Annotated in this window: 9 protein-coding genes and 1 tRNA gene; all 10 read right to left on the bottom strand. The window is 33.9% G+C overall.

Annotated features, from left to right (window positions below):
* Nucleotides 1-162 precede the first annotated feature (162 nt).
* The 10 genes from rpoC to rpmG all read right to left on the bottom strand — a co-directional run bounded on the left by rpoC (nucleotide 163) and on the right by rpmG (nucleotide 11,540).
* Nucleotides 163-4,365: a DNA-directed RNA polymerase subunit beta' gene (gene rpoC, locus E6A48_RS00550; protein ID WP_219708091.1), complete on the bottom strand. Its 4,203-nt coding sequence runs from the start codon at nucleotides 4,363-4,365 to the stop codon at nucleotides 163-165.
* Between the two features lie 14 nt (nucleotides 4,366-4,379).
* Nucleotides 4,380-7,901 (bottom strand): DNA-directed RNA polymerase subunit beta, encoded by a 3,522-nt coding sequence (rpoB, locus tag E6A48_RS00545; RefSeq protein ID WP_013244497.1) that lies wholly within the window; start codon nucleotides 7,899-7,901, stop codon nucleotides 4,380-4,382.
* A 129-nt stretch (nucleotides 7,902-8,030) separates the two neighbouring features.
* Complete coding sequence (rplL, locus tag E6A48_RS00540) at nucleotides 8,031-8,420, bottom strand: 50S ribosomal protein L7/L12 (protein ID WP_219708090.1); 390 nt, start codon at nucleotides 8,418-8,420, stop codon at nucleotides 8,031-8,033.
* 66 nt (nucleotides 8,421-8,486) lie between these two features.
* A complete protein-coding gene (rplJ, locus tag E6A48_RS00535; protein ID WP_013244495.1) occupies nucleotides 8,487-9,011 on the bottom strand; it encodes a 50S ribosomal protein L10 in 525 nt (174 codons plus the stop codon).
* A 101-nt stretch (nucleotides 9,012-9,112) separates the two neighbouring features.
* Nucleotides 9,113-9,814 carry a 50S ribosomal protein L1 gene (rplA, locus tag E6A48_RS00530; RefSeq protein WP_013244494.1) on the bottom strand — a complete coding sequence of 234 codons (702 nt, stop codon included), beginning with the start codon at nucleotides 9,812-9,814 and terminating at the stop codon, nucleotides 9,113-9,115.
* Nucleotides 9,815-9,888: 74 nt separating this feature from the next.
* Nucleotides 9,889-10,311, bottom strand: a complete 423-nt coding sequence (gene rplK, locus E6A48_RS00525; RefSeq protein ID WP_013244493.1) for a 50S ribosomal protein L11 — start codon at nucleotides 10,309-10,311, stop codon at nucleotides 9,889-9,891.
* Nucleotides 10,312-10,329: 18 nt separating this feature from the next.
* A complete protein-coding gene (gene nusG / locus E6A48_RS00520) occupies nucleotides 10,330-10,911 on the bottom strand; it encodes a transcription termination/antitermination protein NusG (RefSeq protein WP_013244492.1) in 582 nt (193 codons plus the stop codon).
* 3 nt (nucleotides 10,912-10,914) lie between these two features.
* A complete protein-coding gene (gene secE / locus E6A48_RS00515; protein ID WP_013244491.1) occupies nucleotides 10,915-11,235 on the bottom strand; it encodes a preprotein translocase subunit SecE in 321 nt (106 codons plus the stop codon).
* 41 nt (nucleotides 11,236-11,276) lie between these two features.
* Nucleotides 11,277-11,349 (bottom strand) — tRNA-Trp (locus E6A48_RS00510).
* Between the two features lie 14 nt (nucleotides 11,350-11,363).
* Complete coding sequence (gene rpmG, locus E6A48_RS00505) at nucleotides 11,364-11,540, bottom strand: 50S ribosomal protein L33 (protein WP_013244490.1); 177 nt, start codon at nucleotides 11,538-11,540, stop codon at nucleotides 11,364-11,366.
* Nucleotides 11,541-11,623: the final 83 nt, after the last annotated feature.

The raw sequence follows: 11,623 nt of genomic DNA, 5'->3' as shown, positions 1-11,623 counted from the left end.
GCGTACCCGTAGGGTAAAAACTTTGACGAAATCCGCAGAGCATAGCGGCGGGAAAAACTTGAAGAAAATAAACCTTATATAGAAAATATAGTTACTTGCGTATAAATAAGCGATAATACAATTTGTACTATCGCTTATTAATTTACTAATCTTACTTTTTTATCAAACTGTAATTTGCATTACATCTTCTTCTTTAGCTGAAGAATCTATATCATTATCATTACTCATATCACCGCTTTCTTTGTTGTAAACATGTAATTTGTTATAAAGTTTAACACCAGTACCAGCAGGTATAAGATGTCCGATAATAACGTTTTCTTTTAATCCAAGTAACTTATCAACTTTACCTTTAATAGCAGCATTAGTCAATACTTTAGTAGTCTCTTGGAATGAAGCAGAAGATATAAAGCTTTCAGTATTAAGAGCAGCTTTAGTTAAACCAAGAAGTACAGGCTTACCGCTTGCAGGAGAACCGCCAGCCTCTTCATAGCGCCTGTTTTCTTCTTCAAACTCATATTTATCAACATACTGACCAACAATATATTTAGTATCGCCTGGGTCAATAATCTCAAGTCTTCTAAGCATCTGTCTAATAATTAAAGCGAAGTGCTTGTCGTTAATACCTACACCCTGCTTATTATAAACGCTCTGTATCTCTTCAAGCAAATAAGTTTGTAAAGCCAAATCACCCTGAGTTTCCAATATATCATGAGGGTTAATCTTACCATCACATAATTGAGTACCAGTTTTAACATAGTCCCCATTTCTTACTAATAATTTTTTACCATGAGGAACTAAGTGTTTAGTTTCATCAAACTCGTTTCTAATTTTAACTACTTTTTTACCTTTATGAGAACCGCCAATTTCAACCTCACCGTCAATACCAGCAATAATAGCAGTATCCTTAGGTTTTTGAGCCTCAAGCAACTCTTGTACACGAGGCAAACCACCTGTAATGTCATTACTTTTCTGTTGTACGCGAGTAGTTTTAGCTATAACCTCACCCACTTCAACTTTCTGGTTGTTTTCAACCATAAGCTGAGCACCATTAGGTATATCAGTTTCAAAAATATCATCACCATCAACAATGAGTATTTTAGGCTGCATACTAGCATCTTTAAACTCTTGAATAATCTTAGTAACGTTACCAGTTTGCTCGTCTATAGCCTCAACCATAGTTCTGCCAGTAATGATGTCTTGATATCTTACTATACCAGCTTTTTCAGATATTATAGGTTCATTATAACCATCGAAGCTAGCAATTACTGTATTAGCATCAATAAATACATTCTCATTAACTCTATATTCACTACCTACTTTAATAGGTATATTATGCTTAGCACCTGTAATCATTACATATTTATTATCGCTAGTGATTTTCAAAGTACCATTATGTGTAGCTTTTATATCTTCACCATCTTTTGTAGTAGCAATAACGTCCCCTATAAGCACTTTTGCATTGTTTTCTTTTAATATATCTTTTATAGAGCTTTTTTCCCATTTGTTAAGTACACGTCTTATTAAAAGCTCACCATTTCTTGCTGTAATTTTAACACCGTTAGGTTGTACAACATAGTTAGAGAACTGCTCAATATATATAGGATAGTTAAGTTTAACTTCATTTTCTTCAACAGACTGAGTAGCAACACCACCGATGTGGAATGTTCTCATTGTAAGCTGTGTACCAGGCTGACCAATACTTTGAGCTGCCACAACACCAACAGCCTCACCAATAGAAGCAAGTGTGTTAGTAGATAAGCTTCTACCATAACATTTCTGACAAACACCCATTCTGCTTTCACAAGTAAGAGGGTGTCTTATTCTTATTTTCTCTATGCCAGCCTGCTCTATTCTATCAGCAATCTCTTCTGTAATCTCAGTATTAGCCTCACATATAAGCTCTTTAGTTTGAGGGTGATAAATATGTTCATTACTGAAGAAACCAACAACTCTCTCTTTTAATGATTTTTTAATCTCATCGTATTCTTTAATAGGCTCAATCTCAATACCCTTAACAGTACCGCAGTCATGCTCTGAAACAACAACCCCAATAGCAACGTCAACCAATTTTCTAGTAAGATAACCAGCACTAGAAGTTTTTAATGCAGTATCAGCAAGACCTTTTCTAGCACCGTGAGTAGAGATAAAGTACTCTTGTACAGTAAGACCCTCTTTGAAGTTTGAAATAATAGGAAGCTCTATAATATCACCATTAGGCTTAGCCATTAGTCCACGCATACTAGCAAGCTGTCTTATCTGCTGCTTAGAACCTCTAGCTCCAGACTCTGCCATTATGTATATAGGGTTAAATCCGTCTTGGTCTTGTCTCAAGTTATCCATCATAGCGTCAGTGATTCTACCCTCTACAGCAGTCCACAAGTCTTTTACCTTCTGGCTTCTCTCATCATCTGTAATAATACCGTTCATGTACTGGTCTCTAAGCTGTTCTACCTGTTTAGTAGCCTCTTCAATTTCATGTTTTTTCATTGGAGGAATAAGTATATCAGATACAGATATTGTAGAACCAAATACTGTAGCACTTTGATAACCAAGCTCTTTAATATCATCAAGCATATTAACAGTAGTAGCAGTACCGTGTTTTAAATATACTTCATGAATAAATTTAGCTAAATCTTTACTTCCGAAATCTCTGTTTTGGAATCTAAAGTCCTCAGGTATCACTTGATTAAACTTAATTCTTCCAACAGAAGTTTCAACAAATTTCTCTTCTCCGTCTTTATCTTTCATAAGAACTTTAATTCTAGCTTCAAGCTCAATCAAATTACTATCATAAGCAAGTAAAGCATCTTCAGGAGAAGCAAATACTTTATTTTCACCCTTCATACCACTTCTTAATTTAGTTAAATAACTAATACCAAGAACTATATCCTGAGTAGGGTTAACAATAGGCTCACCATTAGCAGGGTTTAATATGTTATGAGGAGCAAGCATTAAAGTCCAAGCTTCAATTTGTGATTCTGCAGAAAGCGGAGTGTGAACTGCCATCTGGTCACCGTCGAAGTCAGCATTATAAGCGTGACAAACAAGTGGGTGAAGCTGAATTGCTTTTCCTTCAACAAGCACAGGTTCAAAAGCCTGAATACCAAGTCTGTGAAGTGTCGGAGCACGGTTTAAAAGTACAGGATGCTCTTTAGCAATCTCTTCTAATACTCCCCAAACTTCTTCTCTGCCTTCTTCTACAAATCTTTTTGCAGATTTTATGTTATGAGCAGAATTAATCTCAACTAATTTTTTCATTATAAATGGCTTAAATAATTCAACAGCCATTTTTTTAGGAAGACCACATTGATGCATTTTAAGTCTAGGACCGGCAACAATAACTGAACGTCCTGAATAGTCAACACGTTTACCTAAAAGGTTTTGACGGAAACGACCTTGCTTACCTTTTAACATATCTGAAAGTGATTTCAAAGCTCTATTTCCAGGTCCTTTTACAACTTTTTTTCTCTTGCTGTTATCAAATAAAGCATCAACAGCCTCTTGCAACATTCTTTTTTCGTTTCTTATAATAATATCAGGAGCTCTTAAAACTAATAATCTCCTTAAACGAATATTTCTATTTATAACTCTTCTATAAAGGTCATTCAAATCTGAAGTAGCGAATCTTCCACCATCAAGCTGAACCATAGGTCTTAATTCTGGCGGAATAACAGGTACAACATCAAGTATCATCCAAGTAGGGTCATTGCCTGATGATTTGAAATCTTCAAAAATCTCAAGACGCTTTCTAAGTCTTCTGTCAGATTTCTCACCCTTTTTAATCATCTCTTCTCTAAGCTTTCTGATTTCTTCGTCCATATCAAGGTCTTTAAGCATATCACGTATACCTTCAGCACCTATACCAATACGAATATTGTCCCCATATCTATCTAAAGCTTCATTATATTCATCTTCAGTAAGCAAATCACCCTTAGAATAATCACTATCACCCGCATCAATAACAACATATCTCTCAAAATAAAGTACGCTTCTTAAATGAGATATATTCATGTTTAGAAGAAGTCCAATTCTAGAAGGAGTGTTTCTATAATACCAAATATGAGCAACAGGAGCAGCTAACTCTATATGACCCATTCTCTCACGTCTTACTTTGAAATGTGTAACTTCAACTCCACACTTATCACAAACAACACCTTTATAACGTTTGCTTTTAAACTTACCGCAATAACACTCATATTCTTTAGTAGTTCCAAATATCTTCTCACAAAAAAGCCCATCTCTCTCAGGTCTTAAAGTTCTGTAGTTGATAGTTTCTGGTTTTTTAACTTCGCCATAACTCCACTCTCTCATAACCTGAGGACTTGCTATACCTATTTTTATTTGGTCAAAGTTTGTAAATTGCATTAAACTTCTCCTAATTATTTAAAAATCTTAGTTTGTTTTTTAGTTTTTTTCTTTAATTCTTTTTCAGTAGAAGGAAGCTGATTGCCCTCTTCATCGTGAATAGTGATATTAAGACCTAAGCCTCTAAGCTCTTGAACCAATACGTTAAAGCTTTCAGGTATACCTGGAGAAGATATAACATCACCTTTAACAATAGATTCATATATTCTAGCACGACCTGTCATATCATCAGATTTAACAGTTAAGAACTCTTGAAGCATATTTGCAGCTCCATAAGCCTCTAATGCCCACACTTCCATCTCTCCTAAACGCTGACCACCGAATTGTGATTTACCGCCCAAAGGCTGCTGAGTAACAAGTGAGTAAGGACCAGTACTTCTAGCGTGAACCTTATCTTCAACCAAGTGGTTAAGTTTAAGCATATACATGTATCCTACTGCTACATCATTTTTGAAAGGCTCGCCTGTTCTACCGTCAAATAGTTTTACTTTACCAGTAGGATTTAAACCAGCTGATATCATAGCCTCTTTTAATTCATCTTCTTTAGGACCTTCAAATACAGGACAAGCATATTTTAAGCCCATCTTATGACCAGTCCAACCAAGCAACATCTCAATTACCTGACCAATGTTCATACGAGAAGGTACACCAAGAGGGTTCAAACAAATATCTACAGGAGTACCGTCCTCTAAATAAGGCATATCCTCTATAGGCATTATTCTAGCAACAACCCCTTTGTTACCGTGACGACCAGCCATTTTATCGCCTTCTTGTATTATACGTTTCTTAGCTAAGAATACTTTTACTACTTCCTCAACGCCAGGCTTTAATTCATCGCCGTTTTCTCTGCTATAAACTCTTACATCTATAACTGTACCGTCTTTACCATGAGGAACTCTTAAAGAAGTATCTTTTACATCTCTTGACTTCTCACCAAATATTGAATGAAGAAGTCTGTATTCTGGAGTAACCTCTGTTTCACCTTTAGGAGTTACTTTACCAACTAATATATCTCCAGCTTTTACTTTAGCACCTATTCTTACAATACCTCTCTCATCGAGATTTTTGAATGCAGAATCTGGTACATTTGGTATATCTCTAGTAATATTTTCTTTATCTAATTTTGTCTCACGAGCTTCAACTGAAAACTCTTCTATATGAATTGAAGTAAATACATCTTCTTGTACTAATCTTTTGCTTAAAAGAATAGCGTCCTCGAAGTTGTAGCCTTCAAAAATCATGAATGCTGCTAAAACGTTTCTTCCAAGTGCCAATTCACCATGGTCTGTAGCAGGACCGTCAGCTAAAAGACCGCCAGCTTTAACAGTGTCCCCTACATTAACTACAGGTCTTTGATGATAATTAGTATCTTGGTTAGTTCTTTGATATTTTATAAGTTCATAAACATCATAATCATCATCGCTGTTTTGTTTAGTAGGTTTAATAACTATTTCATCATGAACTACTTTTATAACCTTACCAGCTCTTTTTGCATGAACTGCTATTCCTGTGCCAGGCTGACAGATTTTTGCTTCTACTCCAGTACCAACTATAGGTGATTCTGGGAATAAAAGAGGTACACTTTGACGTTGCATGTTTGAACCCATCAAAGCTCTGTTAGCATCGTCATGCTCTAAGAATGGAATAAGTGAGCTTGAAAGTGAAACAATCTGCTGAGGTGAAACGTCCATATACTGTACTTGATCTGGTGTAGAATATGGGAATTCACTTCTATATCTTGTAGAAATAAGATTTTCTTTGAATGTTCCATCTTCATTTAAAGGAGCATTAGCATCAGCAATATGATAACGTTCTTCATCATGTGCTGTTAAATATTCTATCTCATCAGTTACTTTACCATTAACAACTTTTCTATATGGAGTCTCTAAGAATCCATGTTTATTTATTTTAGCGTATGTAGCAAGTGAAACTATAAGACCAATGTTTGGACCTTCAGGAGTTTCAATAGGACATATCTTACCGTAGTGAGTATGGTGTACGTCACGAACCTCAAAACCAGCCCTATCTCTTGTAAGACCTCCGGGACCTAAAGCATTAAGTCTTCTTTTGTGTGTAATCTCTGATAATGGATTGTTTTGGTCCATGAACTGAGATAATTGGCTTGTACCATAAAACTCTTTAATTACTGCTTGTATTACTTTTATGCTTACAAGTGATTGAGGAGTTACAGCTTCCATGTCCTGCATTTGCATTCTCTCTTTAGCTGCTCTCTCCATTCTTGTAAAGCCTGTTTTTATCTGCATAGCCAATAATTCACCAACGCTTCTTATACGTCTGTTGCCTAAATGGTCTATATCATCTAATTGCTCTTCATTTATGAAAACTTTTATTAAAAAGCGAATTGTCTCTATTATATCTTTATGTCTTAAAACCTTATCCTGCTCGCTTTCTGGGAAGTTTAATCTCTTGTTTATTTTGTAACGTCCAACATCACCTAAAGCATAAAGTTTAGGGTCAAATACTAAATCATTACAAGTTTTTACAACGTTCTCAATTAAAGCAGGTTCACCTGGTCTTATTACATTATAAATCTTTGTACAAGCTTCTTTCTGATTTTTTGTAGTGTCTTTATCTAAAGTATTAATTATAGTAACATTGTCTTTTATTGCCTCCATATTTAATACTTCAATTTCATCTATACCGCTCATCAAAAGTCTTTCTGCCAAGTTTTGGTTAATAAGCTCGCCTGGGTTTAAGATGATTTCTTCTGGGTTTTCTTTATCAAATACTGTTGAATATGAGCGTCTTCCTATAAGTGCTGCTTTTTTCTCTTCATCAGAAAGTTTAGCCAAAGATATTTTATCTATTTCATAGAATAATTTTAAAATTTCTTCATTAGTTGTGATACCAATAGCTCTTAAAAATACTGTAACAGGAAGTTTTTTCTTTCTGTCAATTCTTACATACATTATATCTTTTTTGGTATCAAGTTCAAACTCAAGCCAAGTACCCCTATCAGGAATAATCTTAGCTACAAACATAGCATCTCTATCACTACGGTTAAATACAACACCAGGAGACCTATGAATCTGAGAAACAACAACCCTCTCAGCACCGTTAATAATGAATGTACCTCTATCTGTCATAGCAGGTATTTCACCAACAAAAATTTCTTGTTCTATTATTCTTTCTGGGTCTCTTACAGTTAATTGTACTTTTATTTTGAATTGATAAGCATAAGTTTTATCTCTTCTTCTAGCTTCTTTCTCAGATATTTTAGGCTCACCTATAGAATAAGAAATAAACTCTATTTGCATTTTTTCATTAGTTGCCACTATAGGGAATATAGAAGTTAAAACCTCTTGTAAGCCTTCATTTTTTCTTTTATTTTCAGGAACATCTTTCTGAAGGAAGCTTTCATAAGATTCTTTTTGTATAGCGAGGAGATCTGGAGGCTCTATCACAGAAGCCGAACGTGAAAAGTTTACACGGCCATTCTCCATTCTGTATTTTTTTGCGAATTCTACTCCGCGTTCCTTATATACTTTATTATCTATCTGAATGTTATTAGACATATTTAAAGATCTCCACTATATTTATAACAGTTATTATATATTATTATTTTTTATTTTCTTAAGATACGCTAATAAGAAGGGTAGAAAACATATCATACCCTTCTTAAATATAATCAAATATTAATGATATTATTTAATTTCAACTTTACCACCAGCTGCTTCTAATTGTTTTTTGATAGCTGCTGCTTCATCTTTAGAAACGCCAGATTTAATTGTTTCGCCGCCTTTTTCTACAGCGTCTTTAGCTTCTTTTAAGCCTAAACCGCTAACTGCTCTAACTTCTTTAATAAGAGCAATTTTTTGAGCTGCATCAAAACCTGTAAGAATGATGTCAAATTCGTTTTTCTCTTCATCAGCTGCTGCTGCTGCACCGCCTGCTGCTGGAGCTGCTGCTACTGCTGCTACTGGCATAGCTGCTGTTACGTTAAATTTTTCTTTTATAGCTTCTACTAATTCATGAAGCTCGATAACTTTCATTTCTTCTATTGCTTGTAATATTTCTTCTTTACTTAAAGCCATTTTTATTCTCCTTAAATGTTTTCTTTAATTTCTTGTTTTTTAATTTAATATCAACATATTAACATATTATGCTGATTTCTTTTTTTCCTCTTCAACGCTGTCAAGCACATAAGCAAGCTCTGATATAACGCTTTGCAAGCTGTTTGCAAAACTTGATATAGGAGACTCGAGTGCTGTAACAAGATGAGAAAGTAGAACTTCTCTTGGAGGTATATTAGCTACAACCTGTACATTAGCAGGGTCTAATAAATCCTCACCCATATAACCGCCTTTTATTTTGATTTTATCATTCTTTTTTGCGGCTTCACTTATAACCTTAGCAGCTGAAGGCATATCTTCTTTTGCAAATACAACTGCTGTTGGGTTAATAAACATCTCATCTTTTACTTCTCTGCCTAAATCTTTCAAAGCAATGTCTACTAATGAGTTTTTGCATATTTTCATTGAAGAAGAAGTTTTTGCTAATTCGCGTCTTAAATCTGTAAGCTGTGATACTGTTACTCCTCTATAATCGAAGAATACTAAACCAGCACAACTGCCCATACTTTCTTTAAGAGCTGCAACTGTTTCTATATTTTTCTTATTAGGCATATATCCACCTTCTTCTATTTATATTAAACAATCTCTATAAAGCTATTCATATAATGGGATCACAAAATACGACTTCGTTTATAAAAATGTTTATCAGCTAATTATAGTTTTATCTTTTTATAATCTATTTTTATACCAACACCCATTGTTGATGTTACACCAACGCTTTTTATATAATCACCTTTTAAGTCTGATGGTTTCTTTCTTAATATCTCATCATAAAAAGCTCTGAAGTTTTCATTTAATTTATTAACGTCCATAGATGCTTTACCTATAGCCATTCTTACAACACCGAATTTATCTGCTCTGTATTCCATTCTTCCAGCTTTAAAGCTTTTTACTGCCTGAGCTATATCAAGTGTAACTGTTCCTGTTTTAGGGTTAGGCATAAGTCCTTTTCTACCAAGAATCTGTCCTAATTTACCTACTTCTTTCATCAAGTCTGGTGTAGATATTGCAACATCAAAGTCAGTATATCCGCCTTTAATTTTGCTTATTAAATCTTCAAAACCTACTTCCATAGCACCAGCATTTTTTGCCTCATCTGCTTTCTCACCTTGAGCAAATACTACTACTCTTTTTTCTTTACCGAAAGCATTAGGGAATGATAATGTATCTCTTATTGTGTGTTTTGGTAAGATATTAAGGTTGATTGTAACCTCAATAGTTTCATCAAATTTACAGGTAGCATTTTTCTTAGCTAAATCAATAGCCTCTTCTACAGAATAGAGTGATAATTTCTCTACTGTCTTTCTTATAGCGTCGTAACGTTTGCCACCTATTTTCTTTTCTTTTGTTGCCATCTTTTCTTTCCTTTTTTCAAACGCGTACTTCCATTTATTATTTATAAATGGTGTTGCCTATTTTTAATTAATAATTATTCTACTTTAATACCCATAGCACGAGCTGTACCCGCAACTATTTTCTTTGCTGCTTCTATATCATTAGCTGACATATAAGCCATTTTCTCTTGAGCTATTTCTTCAAGCTGCTTTTGATTGATTGTTGCAACTTTAGTTTTGTTAGGCTCACCAGAACCTTTTTCAATACCCAATTTCTTCTTAATTAAAGTAGAAGTTGATGTACCTTTAGTAACAAATGTATAAGTTTTATCTTCATACACTGTTATATAAGTGTTTAATAGCTGACCTTTCATTTTAGATGTTTTAGCATTAAAATCTTTAACGAAAGCGGCTATTTGTATTTGTTTCTGACCTAATGCAGGTCCAAGTGGTGGAGCAGGAGTTGCCTCTCCGCCGGGTATTCTAACCTTTACAATACCAACTACTCTTTTAGCCATTTTTACTACCTCTTTTTATTATAATTTCTTTACTTTATTAAAGTCTAATTCTGTTGGGGTGCTTCTTCCGAATATCTCTATTTTTACTGTAACCTTACCCTTATCAGCATTAATATTTTCTATTAAGCCATTTAAACCATTGAAAGGTCCGTCTATAACTTGTACCTTCTCCCCTATTTCAAATTCCATTCCTATAAGCTCATTAATATCGTTTTTGTTTTTAGCTTCTCTGTCTTCAAATATACGAGCAACATCAGCCTCACTTAATGGAGTTGGAATTATATTACCTTCCTCTTTAGTTGTAGCATGACTTCCTATAAATCCTGCTACCCCTGGTGTTCTTCTTACCATAGATTGTGTAGCATCATTCATTACCATCTTAACTAAAACATAACCAGGGTAAAAGAACTCTTCTTTAGTTACTTTTTTACCATTTTTATTTTTTTGTACAGTTTCAGAAGGTATATATATGTCTACTACCAAATCAGACATACCATTTTCTTTAATTCTTTTTTCTAAACGTTCACGAACTTTATTTTCATAACCATGCTGAGTGTGAACTATATACCATCTATAATCTCTAGTCATTTCTTCAGACATACATCACCTACTATATCTATTTTTTCTAATGTATCGTATAGCGAAATAAACCACAAATAATACCACAACAAGAAGTATTAAAACCAAAGCTATTTTTGATGAAGCTATAGAAGATAATATAGAACCATCTAATAAAGCCCTAGTTAGAAATGTTACTATATAATCTGCAGCACCCAAAAAAGCAGCAGACAAAATAAGCAAAATCACAACAACAACTGTCTGATTAAGAACCTCTTGACGAGTAGGCCATACACTTCTCTCAAAAAGCTCTTTTTTTATCTCTTCTAAAGAATTAAATAATTTGTTCTTTTTCTTCTCTGCCATATACAATACCTTAAATTTTAATATTAAATTAAGTAAAAAATCAGGTCAGACAGGAGTCGAACCTGCAACACCCGGTTTTGGAGACCGGTGCTCTACCAATTGAACTACTGACCCAAATATATAAAAAATTATCTTGAAACTTTCAATTCTCTGTGGATAGTGTGTTTTCTATCATGAGGGCAATATTTTTTTAATTCTAATTTTTCTTGAACATTTTGTTTATTTTTAGTTGTTATATAATTTTTTCTTTTACATTCTGTGCATTGTAAATGTATTTGCTCGGTTTTTACTTTATTACCTGCCATTTTTATATCTCCGAAATTTAGACTACTTATATTTTAAGTGGTATTCAATTATATAACTATTTTTCTTTTATGTCAATAGATTT

Origin of the sequence: Brachyspira pilosicoli (assembly GCF_019402445.1) — a bacterium.
In the GTDB taxonomy this organism is placed as follows: Bacteria; Spirochaetota; Brachyspiria; order Brachyspirales; family Brachyspiraceae; genus Brachyspira; species Brachyspira pilosicoli_B.
This window is presented reverse-complemented; position numbering and strand designations above follow the sequence as displayed.

Bases quoted from the DNA above. Each gene is read 5' to 3' on its own strand.
- rpoC (WP_219708091.1), bottom strand. From the start codon at position 4,365: ATGCAATTTACAAACTTTGACCAAATAAAAATAGGTATAGCAAGTCCT.
- rpoB (WP_013244497.1), bottom strand. From the start codon at position 7,901: ATGTCTAATAACATTCAGATAGATAATAAAGTATATAAGGAACGCGGA.
- rplL (WP_219708090.1), bottom strand. From the start codon at position 8,420: ATGGCTTTAAGTAAAGAAGAAATATTACAAGCAATAGAAGAAATGAAA.
- rplJ (WP_013244495.1), bottom strand. From the start codon at position 9,011: ATGCCTAATAAGAAAAATATAGAAACAGTTGCAGCTCTTAAAGAAAGT.
- rplA (WP_013244494.1), bottom strand. From the start codon at position 9,814: ATGGCAACAAAAGAAAAGAAAATAGGTGGCAAACGTTACGACGCTATA.
- rplK (WP_013244493.1), bottom strand. From the start codon at position 10,311: ATGGCTAAAAGAGTAGTTGGTATTGTAAAGGTTAGAATACCCGGCGGA.
- nusG (WP_013244492.1), bottom strand. From the start codon at position 10,911: ATGTCTGAAGAAATGACTAGAGATTATAGATGGTATATAGTTCACACT.
- secE (WP_013244491.1), bottom strand. From the start codon at position 11,235: ATGGCAGAGAAGAAAAAGAACAAATTATTTAATTCTTTAGAAGAGATA.
- rpmG (WP_013244490.1), bottom strand. From the start codon at position 11,540: ATGGCAGGTAATAAAGTAAAAACCGAGCAAATACATTTACAATGCACA.